Consider the following 15,814-nt stretch of genomic DNA (forward strand, 5'->3'; position numbering starts at 1 on the left):
GAGACGACGACGCCCGATTTCCTTATCTCATGTTGCCGACGATGCTGGCGCGGTTGTCGGACATCTTCTTGACGAAGTTGGTCATGATCTCGAACGCCTCGTTGCGCTTGTTGCTCAGACTCTGCAACCGCAGCATGTCCATCTGCTGGCTGCTGCTCAGGGCGTCGATCTTGCCCTTGATTTCCTCAGCCCAGACGTCGAACGTCTTCTGCTTGGCATCGTAGATGCCGTTGCCACCCGACTCGTCCACCACATCGCCGCCAGTGGGCATGGTCAATCCTGCCTCTTTGATTCGGGCATACAGGGCTTGGCCCTCGGCCTTGGTCCCGCCCAGATCGTTCCATTTATCGGTGTCATTGCCCGATGGACGCCGACTGCGTAGGTCGGTCAGCAGCTTGTTCAGATTGGCGATTTCCTTGTTGCGGTCAGCGACCCCCTTCAATTGATCCTTTAGCTGCACTTCGAGGTTGCTGGCCCGATCCGACTGAATCATCATCATCGCCGTTTCGAGATCCATGTTTTGCAGTTGGGCCGCTGACACACCGCCCATGGTGATAGGTGTACTCATTTCGATCCTCTGAACTTTTCGGTTGTTGAACGGAGGCTGCCAAGCGCCAGCTTCCGCGTTTCGTTTATCTCAAATTGCCGACGATGGAGGCGCGGCTGTCGGACATCTTCTTGACGAAATTCGTCATGATTTCGAACGCCTCGTTGCGCTTGTTGCTCAGGCTCTGCAATCGCAGCATGTCCATCTGCTGGCTGCTGCTCATGGCATCGATCTTGCCCTTGATCTCCTCGGACCAGACGTCAAAGGTCTTTTGCTTCGGCTCGTACTTCGTTTCTTTGCCGTATATCGGTAGGGAGATGCCCAACGGCAGCGTCCTGTAACCGATAATCGTCTGGCTGTCATGCTCTTGGGGAACGGCATCGCCACCCGTTGGCATCGTGAGGCCTGCCGCAATGGCCCGGTTGTACAAATCCAGATTGATGTCGCCACGCTTATCCGTATCGCCTCCGCCCGGACGGGCCGTCTTAAGCTCAGTCAGCAACTTGTTGAGCGTGGCAATTTCCTTGTTGCGGTCGGCTACCCCCTTCAACTGTTCCTTGAGTTGCACTTCGAGGTTGTTGGCACGATCTGTCTGAACAGCCATCATGGCCGTTTCGAGGTCCATGTTCTGTATTTGCTCCGCAGAAATCGGGGCCATGCTAATTGGTGAAGTCATCGTCGTTTCTCCGTTCGGTTCCCTTTTCGCTTCCGCACCCACAGTCCGCGCCGCGACCAGTCAAATCGCGGAGACCACCGCTGCCCCGTTTCAACACGTCGGCCATGTCAGCAACGGGCGCATCCGCCAGCCCTAGATCATCGTGCGGTGCCGCGCCGGCGACTTCGTCGCCTGCGGCGTACTGAACGCCAGCCGGGCCTTGCCTTCAGCAACCTCGCGTTCGACGGCAGCGAGATCGTCGGCCAACAGGCGCTCGGCCTCTTCCTTCTCTTTCGGGCCGACGGCATCGCGCATTTTTTGCCGGTCGATACCCTGCTCGCGGAAAAAGTCTTCTCCGGCGTCGAGCTGGTGCTGGATTTCGTTGATCATCTGCTCGGCTTCCGCCACGATGCGTGCTACGCGGTCGTCATCCATCGACATTCTTTTTCTCCTTCGAGTTAGTCCTTTGGTCGGGTTTTACCCCGGTTCAAAACCCTTGCTGCCTACACCCGTTAAGTAACACCGGCGAGCGGCGGGTTCCACTTTCAGCTGAATTCTTCGTCATGGCGCCGAACGCTTTCCGCCGGTTCGACGGTCACCCCCCTTCATCGACCTCCGCTTGCAGCAGCCCCCAGATGCGGGCGTCGATCCGGTACTGCTCGTCATCCGCACCACGCGGGTAGGACACCGGATTCGGCGCCCCGCCGTCGAGGATGGCCTGCTTGTCGCTCGGACTCATCATGACGACGGCCTCTTCGAGCGAGTCTGTTTGCACGGCATATGCCTGGTCCATGCGCTGCTCGATCATTTCCAACGTCTTGAGTTGCGACATGGCCTGCGCCGCTGCGACGCGCTCCTGCGAAGCGCCCATGTCCAGCGTGCCGATGTCACCATGGAAGACGACGAAGGCATTCGGCCCGGCGTCGTGGATCTTTTTCCGGTCGGCATTCTGCGTTTGAGTCAGCAGCGGGTTGCCGCTCAACGCCGATTCAAGAAAATCCGCCTTCTTCTCGCGTTGGTCTTTGGGTCCATGCAGGACGGTGTAGGCCCGGCCATCTTCATCGAAGGTCATCAACATCGTCCGCGCGGCCGTTTCCTCTTCGTCGACACCACGCCGCTGGACATAGACGGCCTCTGCCGGCATGTTGCTACCAATGCCACCGTCGGCCCAACTACGGTGCCTTTCTCCCGGCGGGGCGTAGTGCACCGACGCGAAAAACACCGGAATGCTCATCGAAATGCGCGCGGCGACTGCTACCGGCATGTTGGGGTGGCTGGCCGCGCGAAAGTATGTCTCCGTCCCGTGGGTCGAATCCCAGCCGGTCAGCGTGAGCTGCTTGAATTTCCCGGGTTCGATGCGATGCAGGATCTCCAGATCATGGAAGGTGATCATCTGCGCCGTTCGGTCGGTGTCGTAGTTCTGCGTACGCAAAGCGTCTAGACGCCGGCAGTCGGCCTCGCTCAGCTTGCCCTCCGTCCTCAGTTGCGTCAGACGTTGCTGGAATGCAGGCTTCGCCCATTCGGCATTCAGATAGCCGGCTACGGAGCCGGCCGTTTGGCGGTCGATCGTTTCCAGGGCTTTTCCGGCGTGGAAACCGGTCAGACTGACGCCGACGGTCGGGTACTTGGTGGCGTAGTGTTCGGGTTTACCCTTGAGCGAGCCCATATCGAGGCCGTCGGTAAACGTCTTGAGTTCCGTCGCACTCATGCCCGAGGCGAGCACCGCCGCCGTGAGCGCGCCGGCCGACGTGCCAACGACGAGTTCGAGCCCCGAGAGCAGGCCGGCGCGCTCCATTTCCACCAGCGCCGGGGGGTTGCCGACCCCCTTTGCTCCCCCACCGCGCAACACGAGATTCTCGATCTGCGGCGCGCGGCGAACGAGCGTATAGCCGTCCATGCGACCGCCCTCGTAGCGGGGCAGGACCTGGGGCCGAACGTCGCCATGCTGACCCGCCGCCAAGCGGTGGTCGACCTGCAGCAACTTCAGGCTGCGCAATGCCTCCTGCGCCTTGGCGTTGGCCGTACGCACCGTTTGCTGCAGCTTGCCTTCGCTGAGGCTTCCGTCGCCACGCTCGACCGCATCCTGCTCAGCGCCGTGCATGGCATCCAGCGCGATCTGCTGCATCATCTCTGCCGCCAGACGGGTGAAGCCCTCGCGGTGCTCGGGCGAGACGGACGCTGGCAGGGAGCGTGCAAGAGCGTCGGTCTGCTCCTTGAACGACTGTTTGAACGTCTCGACGGTATTGATCAGCGTTGCCGTGGACACGGTTGGCCGCGTGAAGAATCTCTTGAAGGCCACCCAAGCCCCCTGGCTTTTGTCCGCCTGCGACACCGAAGCCTGCCACGCCGCGGTTGCGCCGACCGCTCCCTGGCCAGTGATGGATCCTGGATTCATTGCGCACCTCCCACCGCGGGTTGAAGAGCAAACGAGAACCCGGCGCCCTGCATCGACAGATTACGCACGAGTTCGCGGACCCGCCGCGCCTGGCGCAGCAGGTAGTTAAGATGATTGGCGTACTTGATGGCGTCGAGGTCTTCCAGGCCGATCTCGCCGACCAAGGTGACGAAGCTGCGGCTATCCAAGCCGCACACGAACCGCCGCCCAAGCAGGCCGACATGGTTCATGGCGAGCAAAGCGTGCACTACCGCACGGCGCATAGGTCCGGTCAACCGAGCCGCATCGCAGACGAAAAGCTCGGAAAGGACGCGCTTCTGGTTCGGATGCAGGACGACGGCAACAGTCAGGTCATCGTCAAAAACCAGTTCGAAGGCATTGCTTGATGAGGGAACGATTCCCTCATCGAGAGCGCATGCGAACCGGGCGAAGTCGGCATTGGCAAATTCGATCATGGTCAGGCCCTTATCCAGTTGGACGCGAAGGTTTCCGGCTCGTCGGCGACATGCGCCGGGTTCGCCTGTTCGTGCCCGTGGCCGAAACCGTCGATTGCGTTGCGGAGGCGCTCCATGAGCTGCTCGGCCTCGCTCGCCTCGCCCGGCAGTTGCTGCAAGGCAACCGCGCAGCACAGCCGCCCGTCCGGATCGATGGCGCCCATGTGGCCGGCGGTGTAGCGGCTGTCGAAACTCATGCGCAGCAGACGCTCGGCGGCCTCCGCCGCGTCGTCCTCGGACGCCGTGCTCAACGAGGCGTCGGCGCTGAGAACCCAGCGCTCGGCGTCGACGTTGTAGGCGAGCCAGACCCCGTTCTCGTCATCCAGCGGAGCACGGAATTTCTCGCCGTCTTCGAACTCCGCCGGTCGTTCGCCGAGACCGGCCAACCCGGCAATCGTTTCGCTCAGAATGTGCAAATCTTTTGTAGTCATCACGCGTTTCCTCCCCTGTTCTTGCCGGTCGCCTTCAATTCGCGTGCTGGGCGATCATCGCGGCCTTGAAGCGCGGCAGCATGTCGGTTTCCACGAGGTGGGTGATTTCAGTCTGCAGGCCGTCGAAGAGCATCGGGTCGACGAGAGCGTTCGGGTTACCGGCCGCTTGCGTGACCGCTTGATCAAAAGCGCGAACGAAGGGAGCACGTTGCCCGTGGCTGACATTCACCTGCTGCGGCGAGTCGGGATCAAGAAACTGTTGCTTTAGCGCGATGGCGTTGGCCATCGTCGGGTTTTGACGGAAAGCGGTCATCGCCTCGAGCACGAGCAGGTTTTCCTCGTTGAGTTCACGGCGCGCAAAGGCATGCAGGTCGTCGTGGCACGCCGCGCCAGCGAGATCGCGCAACTCAAGCCCGCCTGGAGGCGGATAGTCGTGCACCGGCCAGTCAGTGAAAGCCTGGACGTTGTACTTGCAGGTCGGTCTACCGAGGATTTCCAGATGGCCGTCGTCCGCCATCGCCGCGTCGTAGCTGTACGAAACGTAACTGGCCTGAGGATCGAGCCAGATCGGTTCGCCTTGTTGCGGAAGCATGGCATGGTCGGCATGACGCAGCCGATACTCGAAATGCAGCGTCAGATTTCCTTCGTCATCGTGTACGAAGGAAATGTTGAAATCACGCTCACTAACTCCCTGTCCCGCCTGGTCGAAAACGATAGGGCGGCCGTCCGGCAGACGGGTTGGGCTCTCGTCGGGATTGGTGCCACAAGCGAAGGGGAAGCCGCCAGCCATGCCCTGGTGAGCCACCAGGGTAAACGTGCGTGCCCGTTCTTCGTCGCCACCGCAGAGGTCGATCAACCGCACGAACCCGGCCTCGATGCGTTGCAGGCGCTCATCCGGCGAAATCGTGTCCCAATTTGTCCTGTCGACCATCGACGAGCCGTCGGGCATCTTCGGATCGAACGTGCGCGCGACGTCGTCGACGAACGAGCGACCAATGATGTGCCCCCCCGGTAACGTGGTGAGCTTTGTTCGCTCGGTTTGGCTGAGCGGCCTTTCCTGTTCGAGTTTCATCGTCGCCAGGAAGCCCGCTGAAACGTCCTTGCGTTCAGGAAGAACGAAGGGCGCCAACTGCCGATGCAACCCATTCGGGGCGATTCGATTGCTCTGTAACTGGCTGGCGGCGCTGGCTGCCTGTTCTGGCGTCATCCCGGCGCGCTGGCCAAGCGCCTGTACCAGACCGTTGAGCAACGGCGCCTGCACCGCAAGCTGAATATCGAGTGTCTGCATGAGGCCTTGCATCAACTGGTGGCCATTCGGCCCCGTCAGGCGTTGGAACAGTGTTTGCGCTTGCGCGGGTGTCATGCTGGCAGCGGCCAGTTGCAGCGATTGCCACATCAATTCGTCCGCCATCTCGCCGCTTGCCAGGCTCCCGGATTCCCAGACGGCCTCCCCGGCCTCCTTCATCGCGACGATGCCGTTCCCGAATGCCTGTACCAGACCCCCGAGCGTATCGAGTGCCGACTCGAAATTCTGACCCTGCAGGTCTGTTCCGATACTCGTTGCACCGGCCGCCATCCCCTGGGCGAGACGTTCGAACTGGGCCACCTGCGTCCGGTCGATCCGGCGCGAAGCCGCTATGCCGCGCAGAATCTCCTTCTGATCCGGCAGAAGCGTTGTCGACTGTTCGATCATTTGCAGCGCCGCGCAGTGCTCCTCGAGTGCCAAACGCGTTTTCATCTCCAGCCGCGGCGCAAGGGCGGTCATGATCGACGCGGCGTCATCTGCACAACCGAACTCGGCAGGCATCGCGCCGACACGATAGGACAAGCCTTCGGTGACATTGCCCTCAATGCATTTCAGGACCGCGTCCGGGATCGTTGCCATGCCGTGCCGATGTGCAACGTCGGCAGCCGTTCGCGACAGCATGGAACCTGGATCGTGCCGGTCAAGTTTGGTCTTCATATCGGCGACCACCGCAAACTCGCGCGCGGCGTCGCGTATTTCGGCCGCCGGGGCTTTCTGCGACGCCCGCCCGACAATATCGGCCAGCCGCGCCTCCGTCATACCCGGCAGGCTCTTCAGCTCCTGATAAAGGTCGAAGGCATTCCTGGCCGCCTGCACCATCTGTTCGTTGCTGACCCGCCCTTGGGAATGTTCGGGCAACGCTTCACATTGTTTTTGCACATAGGCGGTAACGAACTTGGCCGCCGGCGCGCCCATCGCTTCCTGCCATGAGGTGGCGCCATTGAGCTGCATATCGCGGTCAAGGAAAACGCCGTTCATGTCCGTTTCGCCAGGCACATGAGCCGCACCTTGCAACGGGCTTTCGAGGAAGCGCATCACTGCCATATTGTTATGCGAACGGCGCACCTGCTGCGCGCGCTCCGCCTGCTTCAGGACTTCATCCACCTTGCGCGCCGTGATCGGCGTGCCGCCCGTCTGATCCACGTCGCGCATGCACATGTCAGCAATGTCGCAGCCGAACGCCGCGCGTAGGTCCTGCGCAAAACCATTGAGGAAACGGCGCGACGAGGCCTGTTGCTCGGCGAGCCTGACCGGATAATCCGCGACTTCCGCCCGCGCCCGCTGCAAGCTACCCAACGAGCCAAGCAAAGGAAGCCCAGAAAGGGCGGCTTTGAAATGCGTCCATTTGCCCGGTGGGTTGACCGGTAGGTCGGCCTTTATGCCGCCGGTGGACTGTTGGAGTAGAACATCACCCCCGTGGTTGGTCCGCATCAGATTGCTGACGGTACCCGCGTACTGGCTGATGGCCATCGAAATCTCCTCTTCTTGTTTTTGGCGGCGTGGGCCTGGCGGGCCTATCCGAAAATGGGACGGAACCCGGTATCGCCAAGCACCGGAGCGGCAGACGGGGCCACCGCCGGAGCAGATTCCTTGATACGCCGACGCCATTTTTCGGCCTGCCCGACCAAGTTCTCCACCAGCGCTTCGAAACCGGGCCCATCGAGTTCGTTGACGCTGCGCGAATAGACGAGGATGACGCCGTTGGTCCCTTCCTCGAGGCAAAGCGTCGCGCCGCGCGTACGGTGCCAATAGAGGTTGGCACCCATGAGTTCGCGCAGCAGGGGTTCCGCGCCCTCCTTAGGCAGTTCCTCGAGGTAGATCGAGAACACCAAGCGTTCCACAGCGGCGTCGTACTCGATATTGAGCAGCAGTTCGCCGTCGAAAACTAGGACGCAACTATTCGTTTGGGCATCGAGTTCGAGATTCGGTACCGTCAGCGTTTTGCCAAAGTCGGCGACCAGCTTGTTTGCCACTACGCGTTTGTCCATGTCGATTTCCCGTACGGTCGTGTTTGGTTGGAGGGTAGGAATGCGGCTGTGGATGCCCGTTATTCCATGACCGGTAAGTAACGGTGGAGGCGTGGCGGTTCCAGTTTGTATCCATTTGTCGCCTGCTACGAAGAGAACCACCATCGAGGCGCGACCGATGGAACCGCTTGCTGGCAGCTGTTACTAATTTGACGCCCGCTGGCGAACGATCAGCAGCGGCTTTACGGGGATTCACACGCAAGACCATGATTCGCATAGACGGCAGCCAGGCAGCGGCGCCCCAGTTCTCGTCGCAATCGACCACGGCCGAACCGGGAACGGGGGGTATCGGGACGCTTGCCGGACAATCGGCGGTGCCCGAGGATGCCGCCTCGGTGCTCACCGACGCCGCCGAGGAACTGAGCCTGTACGCCGCTGAAAAGCTCGAACACAAGTCGCTCGACGAGCGCGAGGTGGAGACAGAGAAGCCGATCGATCTGATGCATATCGATGAGATCGCCGCTTACCTCGAAGCCGCGAAGCTGCTCGACAACCCACAGGAACTCACCCGCGTCGCCAAGCAGCTGCAATCGGGCCAAGGAAATCCGCGCGAGCTCGCGCGCCGGGAAAGCCGCGATCCGACACAACAGTACATGCTGTTGCAGTACGCCGCGCAGGACGGGCTGAAAAACGGGACCGCGCCGGAAATCCTGGACGAGTTGCTCGACGCGCTCGCCGATCTCGAAGTCGAATACGGCCCGCAAATCCGCAGCGACCTCAACACCATCGGCGCAGCAAGCGAGTTCGCTGCCGGCCCGGGAGGCATTGCGGCTTTCCAGGACGCTTACCAGGACGTCGTTCTCGGTGAAGCGTCCCTCGCGCAAACGCTGACAGTGGTGGTCAGCAAGCTTGGGGGCGAGAGCGGCGAAGGCTTCGTGCGCGGATTACAGGGGCTGATCAAGGCGCTCGGGCAAGACCTCGCCGCCACGCGGCCGTCGGTCGACGCCAACCGACTGCAGTCTTTGGTGCAAGATCTCTATCACTTGGAAGTTGCTTCGACGGTGGTCGACGGATGCCGCAAGCTGGCCGGCGAACTCGCCGCTAAACACGCAACGCCGGGTGTCGACCCCGCGGCGCTTATGAAGGAGCTCGTTGCGGTCACCGGGGAAAAGTGGGTGAGCGCAAGCCGTTTCGCCGCGCTGGCCGAGAAATTCGGCGTCCGCGACGTCGGGGCCCAGATCGCGTTCCAGGCCGGCGTGCGCGCCCTGATGCGCGAACTGCCCGTCAAGATCTTCCCTGACGCGGATGCGCGCCAGGCGGTCCTGAACGCCTCGCAGGAAGCGCTCGACCGTGCCATCGATCTGGAGGAGGAATAGGTGAACTGGGTCCACGAAACCCTGGCCGAATTCGGCCGGCAAATCGGCCTCACCGGCTTCGCCCCCGGGACGCACGGAGTCGCGCAGTTGCGCCTTGAATCGGGCGGGCTGCTGGCCGTCGAGGCCGTAACCCGCGGTTCGTCCGACGAAGTGCTCGTTTATTTGGGCCAACCGATGGGTTTCGACGCCGACCGACTACGTATGGCCGCTCTGGAGAAGGTTCGTGAGACGCGCGGCGGCCCTTACGCCATCCAGGTCGCCACACGCGGCGATGGCCCTCAGGCGATGCTGCTGATGCTCGTCCGCGTGCCGGAGCGCCAATTCACCGTGCAAACCCTCGGTCAGGCGGTCGACTATCTCGGCCGCTGGTTCGCCGATCTGGCGGCGAGCCGCTGAAGTCGGTGACGACCATGAAAGGAATCCATCATGTCTGACGTGCGCATCGGCAGCGGCAATTTCTTCTCGCAAGGGATCGACAGCATCAGCCACGTCGCGGCTTCGCAGATCGGCGGGCTGCCGGAACAACAGGAATTGACTCCGGCAGAGCAGACGCAGCGGCCGCTGCTCGACACACTGCTGGCCTTGCCCAACATGGAGTCCTTCCTTGCCGATAGCATCCGCCCGGAACTCGACAGTGGCGAGTTGCTGCTGCCGGCTAACTTCCAGCGCGCGCACGACTCCACCTTGCGCGCCCTGCAAGACGCGGCGGATAAGGTCCGCGAGAGCGACCCCGACGCCCTTAAGTTATTCAACCGCGCCGCACGCCTGCTCGGCGACGAAAAGGCGCTACGCGACTTGCTCAACGACTACCGCACCGCCCTGCACAAGGGATGAACAAGGAACGACGAATGGGAAACGGCTGGCGATGACGGCGGAAGAAGAATCCTTTCTCGCGCTGCTCGGATACGTTTATATGCAGAACGACCGCCCCGACAAGGCGGCCGTTCTTTTTGCCGCCTTGGACCGGCTCGCGCCAGGCCAGGGGCAGGTGCTGCGCGCCCTCGCCCTGGCCCAGATCCGCAGCGGCAAGGCACAGCGTGCCCTCGATGCCCTGGACCGGTTGGCGATGGCCGGGCAGGCCGACGCCGCTTTTCACCTGTTGCGGGCACAGGCGCTCGGCGCGCTGGACCGTCAGGATGAAGCCGCGGCGGCGATGCGCGCCTATCTGCAACTCCGTACCGCGGCGCCGATCCCGGTGGGCGGCCAGATCATGAAGGGATAGCGATGTCGGCCTTCGAAGCCCGCATGCAACGTATTGTCGTCTTGGCCACGAGCCGGAACGACATCGTTCTTGCCATCTTCCTCGTCTCGGTCATCTTCATGATGATCCTGCCGCTGCCAACCTGGCTGGTCGACGTGTTGATCGGCACCAATATGACGATCTCGGCAATGCTGCTGATGGTAGCCATGTACTTGCCTTCGCCGCTCTCGTTCTCGAGCTTTCCGTCGGTGCTGCTGGTCACCACGCTGTTCCGACTCGGCATCTCGATCGCCACGACGCGTCTGATCCTGCTGCAAGGCGACGCCGGCCACATCATCGATACGTTCGGCAATTTCGTCGTCGGCGGCAACCTCGTCGTCGGTCTCGTCGTCTTTCTGATCCTCACCATCGTTCAGTTCGTCGTCATCACCAAGGGCGCCGAGCGCGTCGCCGAAGTGGCCGCTCGCTTCTCGCTCGACGCCATGCCGGGCAAGCAGATGTCGATCGACGGCGACATGCGCGCCGGCACGATCGACATGGACGAGGCGCGTCGCCGCCGCCGCAACGTCGAGAAAGAGAGCCAGCTTTACGGTGCCATGGACGGGGCCATGAAGTTCGTGAAGGGCGACGCCATCGCCGGCCTCATCATCGTGGCCGTGAACCTGCTTGGCGGCATGATCATCGGCACTTTCCAGCGCAACATGACCGCCGCCAAGGCGGTCAAGACATACTCAATCCTCACCATCGGTGATGGCCTGATCGCGCAAATCCCTGCGCTGTTCATCGCCATCTGTGCCGGCATGATCGTCACGCGGGTTCAAAGCGACGAGGGAGGCCCTTCGAACGTCGGCAAGGATATCGGCGGCCAGGTGCTCGCGCAGCCCCGCGCGTTGGTCATTGCCGCCGTCATCGCACTCGGCATGGGAATCATCCCTGGCATGCCGACCCCGGTATTCGGCGTGTTATCCATCGCCATCGGCGCCGTCGGCTTTGTTCTGCTGCGCGGCACGCGCAAGGTCGTCAATGAAAAGACCGGCGAGGTGACCGAAGTGCCAGCCCTGCAGTCAGCAGCCGCGCCTGCCCGCAAAACGCCGGCGACGGCGGAAGAAGAATTTGCGCCCACCGTGCCGCTGCTGATGGACGTGGCGGCCGGCCTGAAAGCGAGCTTCGACCCCGCTGTGCTGAACGAGGAATTGCTCAAGATACGGCGCGCGCTCTACTTCGATCTCGGTGTGCCGTTTCCCGGCATTCAATTGCGTTTCAACGAGAACCTGCCCCCGGAAACGTACACGATCATGCTCGCCGAGGTGCCCGTATCGCAGGGCAAACTACGACCCGGCTACCTGCTGGTACACGAGAACACGCGCAATCTCGATGCGCTACAGATTGCCTACGAGGAAGACAAGAAGTTCCTGCCCAACATTCCGACGATCTGGGTTTCGTCCGACCTCAAGGAACTGCTCGCCAAGGCGGGGATCGCGTTCATGGATGCCAGCCAGGTACTCACTTACCATCTGGCGTTTGTGCTGCGCAAATACTCGTCGGATTTCATCGGCATTCAAGAGACGAAGTTCCTGCTCTCCGCCATGGAAGCCCGCTTCCCCGACCTGATCAAGGAAGTGACACGCGTGCTGCCGATCCAGAAGATTGCCGAAATTCTGCAGCGTCTGGTCTCGGAGGACATTTCCGTGCGCAACCTGCGCGCAATCTTGGAAGCGTTGATCGAATGGGGGCAGAAAGAAAAGGATTCGGTCCTGCTCACCGAATACGTGCGTTCGACACTCAAACGCCATATCTGCTACAAGTATTCGAGCGGTCAGAATATTCTTGCCGCTTATCTTCTGGCACCCAACGTCGAAGACACCGTACGCACCGCGATCCGCCAGACGAGTGCCGGCAGCTACCTTGCGCTCGACCCGGCGATCGGCAAACGTCTGGTGGAAAACATCAAGAAAGCCGTCGGCGATCTTTCCGCCGCCGCACAAAAACCGGTGCTGCTCACCTCGATGGATATCCGGCGCTACCTGCGCAAGATGATCGAGCAGGATCTCTACGATCTTCCGGTCCTGAGTTACCAGGATCTGACGCAGGAAATCAACATCCAGCCGCTGGCGAGGGTCGAGCTGTGAGCCCTCGCAGGTGCATTGCCTCAGACCTTGGTGACGCCGTCCTCGACGGTATCCGCCACGGCGAAGAGGCTGAGAAAGCCGCTCATTTCGAACACCTCGCGTACCACGTCGCGCATGCCGACAAGCGCCATCTTGCCTTGCACTGGCCGCAACCGTTTGCCGGCAAGCAAGACGACGCGCAGGCCTGCGGAACTGATGTAGTCAAGGCTCGAGAAATCGAACAACAGCCGCTTTGTGCCGGCATCCAGGTTCTCGACGAGTACGCGTTCGAGTTCGGGAGAACTCGTGCTGTCCAGGCGGCCGATCGGTTGCACGACCAGAATGTCGTCGATGCTGCGTTTTTCCAGCCTCATGGCAATACCCGTTTGGCGGTTGCGAAGTGGGAATCCAATTGTAAGGGAAGTACGGGCGCATTCAAATGAGCAATGCAGGGCAAGCCGAGCTTCGAATCCACAATGGCATCCATGCCGGCGCCCGCGCGCGCCTGGAGGCGGGTCGCTACGTGCTCGGCACCGACCCGCAGTGCGACTTTGTCATATGCGATCAGGAAGTCGGGGGCGAGCAGCTCGAAATCGCCGTCGGCGACGGAGGGTGGAGTTATCGACCCTTGCCGGGAGACGGCAATATCAATGCGGAGGCGATTCTCATCGCACCGGGAACGGCGCTTCGGCTCGGTCCGGTCGTCATTTCGGTGGAGCAGGCGGATGCACCCTGGCGTACGCCGATAAGCCAGCCCGAACCCGCGAAAAGAGAAACCGCGCAGGACGTCTCAACGGACGAACGCAAGGAGCCTTCCCCAGCGGCCGAGCCCGCCGCGGTAAGCGAAACGCCCGGGAGTTCGGAAGTCCCACAAGCCCAGCCGCCCCGGCTACCGCCCACGCGCCGCTACAAAGTGCTTTGGGCAACGTTGGGAATTTGCGTGCTGATCGGCCTCCTCGCGCTTTTCTTGCTTGGCCGAAGCAATGACGCCGGCGTTTCGCCTCCGTCGCCAGAGGCGGTTTCGGCCGATGCCGTCTTTGAAGCGCGCAAGGCGCGAGTAGTAGCAATATTGGAACGCTTGAACATGCTCGACCGGGCGCGGGTCGAGCGCCAGGCGAACGGCAGCCTCGTCGTCGACGCCGCACTCATTGACGACGCGGAGTACGAGGAATTGGCCGCCGAGTTGGCGCAGCTCAACCCACGTCCGGGCTTGCGCGTCTCCGACGAAAACACGCTGATCGAAGCGGTACGCGACGCGCTCGCCGAGCGCGCCCCCGGAGTTAAGGCGGACTATCTCGGCTCCGGACGCTTCCGCCTTTCCGGAAAAGTGGCAAACGAAAGCGAGCGCGACGGACTCCTGCAAGCGCTGACCACCGCCTTTCCCGCGGTGCGTGCTTTCGAATCCGCGCTGCTCACGCCACCCATGATGGCCGAGCGGTTGGTGCAGATGTTGCAGGACAACGAAGTGACGGTACTCGGCCAAGCCTGGAGCGATGAGACGTTTTCGGTCGACGTCAACGTGGCACCATCGCGGCTATTGCTGCTGAAGCAAACATTGACGCGCGTCGAAACCGAGTACGGGCGATGGCTCAAGTTCGTCGTGCGCATCCAGGGGGAGGGAGCGGAAAAGCCCCCGTTACAGACCGCGTCGTTGCCGTTCAAGATTCAGGGTGTCGTCGGCGGTGAGACGCCCTACATCGTTCTGCCTGGAAACGAGAAGGTGGTTCCCGGCGGCAGCGTCGGCAAGTGGCGGCTCGTCGAAGTCGCGTCTGACCACCTGGTGTTCGACGGCCCGCAGCGGCTCGTCGTCAGTCGATGAGCCGACAGATAGGACCAATATCAAAAGATCGACAGGAAATGAACCTCACCGAACTTGAAGAACGATTGAACGGCCCCGACGGTGTTGCGGCTCGCGATGAGGTGGCCACGCGGTTGGCGGAAATGGAACAGCGACTACGCGGGCAGATTGCCGCCGGTATGCCGCGGAGCGAGTTTCCCGATTGCCAGGCAGCGCTCGACGCCGTGGTTGCTGCCGCCGAGGTCATCAGCCAGCGGCGCGTAGGGCTGGGTTGACACTTAAGCACGGGCAGAAAACTACGTGAGCAACCCAACCACGGCAAGAAACGGCAAAGCGTGTATCTTTAGTTTAGTGGAAACGGCAGTGTAAACAACGTTCCGGCCACGATGGCCGGCCCCAACCAATAGACAGCGGGATAACGAAAGCGGAGAACCAGAATGATCACCAACGGCTTGTCTTTCGACTACATCGGCACTTCGGTCGCTAACGTCGTGGAAAATGCGGAGACGTCGCTCAAGAATAAGATTTCGAGCCTCGACGCAGACACGGCGAGTTCGACGGACCTGCTTCTGCTGCAGCAGGAAATTTCGAAATTCACGATCATGACGGAGATTCAGAGCACGCTCGTGAAGGAACTCAGCGACGCGATGAAGGGCGTCATCCAGAAAGCAGGCTGACTTTTTTTGCTTCCCGTTCAGGCCCCGCTCAGGTCCTTTTCCTCTATGCGTGGGGCATTGCGCTCCCCATGAAGAATCGGAACCAGAGCGGAGTGTGAGCCCTTCGAATCTCTCCGGTATCCAGAAAGGATTTGGGCCGGCCGTTTTCCCATCCTCGCATGCAGGGTTCCGACACATTAAGCGGGTTGTTCACAGCATACCCGCAAGTTTCCGGACCTTGATCCAGCGGGCCCTTGTCGTGCCTCCGGCCTAGACCTTTTTCGGATCGTCCCCGTTGCCGGTCGGTCCGTTGCGCGTAAATTGTTCGGCAAAACGAACACCACCGAGGGCTTCCTGCGCCGTTTCGATCATTCCCAAAGCCTGCGTCACGGTGCGTGCCGACAATGGCTTTCCCGGAGAAGGCTTTAAGCCAAGTTCATCAGCGACGGCTCGCGAAAGCGAGGCGCCATACGAACTCGCCAACGCCTCAACGAACATCCGCGTCGCATCGCCGTCACCTTCAACCCATGCCACGGAGCGGCCAGAGGGCGTGCTGCCGGTAGCGACAAGCTTGTAGGACTCGCCGTCGATTTGAACGTGCAAGTCTTGGCCCAACGCGGCCTCGCGGCGAAAATCGTCCACCGACAAGGAAGGACGCGCGGCGCCTGAAGTCGCATTAAGGTTCGAAATACTCACCGTCGAATGCCTTTTCCATGTGTTGGTGCAATAGCGGCGGCCTGCTCAACTCCAACCCGACTCTCCGCTTCCGCGCCTTCTCCGACGTTTTCTCGTCGTATCGATACAAATTCCTTTTTTCTCCCGTGCTTCCATCCACGGCATTACAAAAACCTGCGCTCGCCGGTGGCGCAGCGGCCCATTG

The 15,814-nt window shown here is 61.5% G+C and carries 18 protein-coding genes; 8 read left to right on the top strand and 10 right to left on the bottom strand.

Annotated features, from left to right (window positions below):
- Positions 1–22: 22 nt before the first annotated feature.
- From NZ453_RS01910 to NZ453_RS01945, 8 genes are all read right to left on the bottom strand, one after another.
- Positions 23–568, bottom strand: coding sequence for a hypothetical protein (locus NZ453_RS01910; protein ID WP_263768590.1), 546 nt, complete (start codon positions 566–568; stop codon positions 23–25).
- Positions 569–632: 64 nt separating this feature from the next.
- Positions 633–1,223 (bottom strand): hypothetical protein, encoded by a 591-nt coding sequence (locus NZ453_RS01915; RefSeq protein WP_263768591.1) that lies wholly within the window; start codon positions 1,221–1,223, stop codon positions 633–635.
- 132 nt (positions 1,224–1,355) lie between these two features.
- Positions 1,356–1,643 (bottom strand): hypothetical protein, encoded by a 288-nt coding sequence (locus NZ453_RS01920; protein WP_263768592.1) that lies wholly within the window; start codon positions 1,641–1,643, stop codon positions 1,356–1,358.
- Between the two features lie 154 nt (positions 1,644–1,797).
- A complete protein-coding gene (locus tag NZ453_RS01925; protein ID WP_263768593.1) occupies positions 1,798–3,597 on the bottom strand; it encodes a patatin-like phospholipase family protein in 1,800 nt (599 codons plus the stop codon).
- Positions 3,594–4,052, bottom strand: a complete 459-nt coding sequence (locus NZ453_RS01930) for a type III secretion system chaperone (RefSeq protein WP_263768594.1) — start codon at positions 4,050–4,052, stop codon at positions 3,594–3,596. Before NZ453_RS01930 ends, NZ453_RS01925 begins: the two co-directional genes overlap by 4 nt.
- Positions 4,053–4,054: 2 nt before the next feature.
- Positions 4,055–4,522, bottom strand: coding sequence for a CesT family type III secretion system chaperone (locus tag NZ453_RS01935; RefSeq protein ID WP_263768595.1), 468 nt, complete (start codon positions 4,520–4,522; stop codon positions 4,055–4,057).
- Positions 4,523–4,556: 34 nt separating this feature from the next.
- Complete coding sequence (locus NZ453_RS01940; protein ID WP_263768596.1) at positions 4,557–7,298, bottom strand: regulator of G-protein signaling domain-containing protein; 2,742 nt, start codon at positions 7,296–7,298, stop codon at positions 4,557–4,559.
- Between the two features lie 44 nt (positions 7,299–7,342).
- On the bottom strand, positions 7,343–7,816 hold the full coding sequence (locus NZ453_RS01945) for a type III secretion system chaperone (protein ID WP_263768597.1): 474 nt from the start codon (positions 7,814–7,816) through the stop codon (positions 7,343–7,345).
- 245 nt (positions 7,817–8,061) lie between these two features.
- Here NZ453_RS01945 and sctW point away from each other — a divergent pair, with 245 nt between their 5' ends.
- Genes sctW through sctV form a run of 5 tightly spaced genes read left to right on the top strand, consistent with a single transcriptional unit; the run spans position 8,062 to position 12,501 of the window.
- Complete coding sequence (gene sctW, locus NZ453_RS01950) at positions 8,062–9,171, top strand: type III secretion system gatekeeper subunit SctW (protein ID WP_263768598.1); 1,110 nt, start codon at positions 8,062–8,064, stop codon at positions 9,169–9,171.
- Positions 9,172–9,567, top strand: coding sequence for a type III secretion system chaperone family protein (locus tag NZ453_RS01955; RefSeq protein WP_263768599.1), 396 nt, complete (start codon positions 9,172–9,174; stop codon positions 9,565–9,567).
- 30 nt (positions 9,568–9,597) lie between these two features.
- Entirely contained in the window at positions 9,598–10,005 is a 408-nt protein-coding gene (gene sctX, locus NZ453_RS01960) for a type III secretion apparatus assembly protein SctX (RefSeq protein ID WP_263768601.1), read from the top strand.
- 31 nt (positions 10,006–10,036) lie between these two features.
- Positions 10,037–10,393 (top strand): type III secretion apparatus assembly chaperone SctY, encoded by a 357-nt coding sequence (gene sctY, locus NZ453_RS01965; RefSeq protein ID WP_263768602.1) that lies wholly within the window; start codon positions 10,037–10,039, stop codon positions 10,391–10,393.
- Between the two features lie 2 nt (positions 10,394–10,395).
- The gene (gene sctV / locus NZ453_RS01970) at positions 10,396–12,501 is read left to right on the top strand and encodes a type III secretion system export apparatus subunit SctV (protein WP_263768603.1); all 2,106 of its coding nucleotides are present in this window, start codon (positions 10,396–10,398) and stop codon (positions 12,499–12,501) included.
- 20 nt (positions 12,502–12,521) lie between these two features.
- Here sctV and NZ453_RS01975 read toward each other — a convergent pair whose 3' ends face one another.
- Positions 12,522–12,854 (bottom strand): STAS domain-containing protein, encoded by a 333-nt coding sequence (locus tag NZ453_RS01975; protein WP_263768604.1) that lies wholly within the window; start codon positions 12,852–12,854, stop codon positions 12,522–12,524.
- A gap of 65 nt (positions 12,855–12,919) precedes the next feature.
- Here NZ453_RS01975 and sctD point away from each other — a divergent pair, with 65 nt between their 5' ends.
- From sctD to NZ453_RS01990, 3 genes are all read left to right on the top strand, one after another.
- Complete coding sequence (sctD, locus tag NZ453_RS01980; RefSeq protein ID WP_263768606.1) at positions 12,920–14,299, top strand: type III secretion system inner membrane ring subunit SctD; 1,380 nt, start codon at positions 12,920–12,922, stop codon at positions 14,297–14,299.
- A gap of 38 nt (positions 14,300–14,337) precedes the next feature.
- Positions 14,338–14,553 carry an EscE/YscE/SsaE family type III secretion system needle protein co-chaperone gene (locus NZ453_RS01985; protein WP_263768607.1) on the top strand — a complete coding sequence of 72 codons (216 nt, stop codon included), beginning with the start codon at positions 14,338–14,340 and terminating at the stop codon, positions 14,551–14,553.
- A gap of 162 nt (positions 14,554–14,715) precedes the next feature.
- Positions 14,716–14,955 carry an EscF/YscF/HrpA family type III secretion system needle major subunit gene (locus tag NZ453_RS01990; protein WP_263768608.1) on the top strand — a complete coding sequence of 80 codons (240 nt, stop codon included), beginning with the start codon at positions 14,716–14,718 and terminating at the stop codon, positions 14,953–14,955.
- A 249-nt stretch (positions 14,956–15,204) separates the two neighbouring features.
- On the opposite strand, the gene NZ453_RS01995 is transcribed toward NZ453_RS01990, so the two are convergent.
- On the bottom strand, positions 15,205–15,630 hold the full coding sequence (locus NZ453_RS01995; protein WP_263768609.1) for a hypothetical protein: 426 nt from the start codon (positions 15,628–15,630) through the stop codon (positions 15,205–15,207).
- Positions 15,631–15,814 lie beyond the last annotated feature (184 nt).

It is taken from the genome of Propionivibrio soli, from assembly GCF_025770765.1.
In the GTDB taxonomy this organism is placed as follows: domain Bacteria; phylum Pseudomonadota; class Gammaproteobacteria; order Burkholderiales; family Rhodocyclaceae; genus Propionivibrio; species Propionivibrio soli.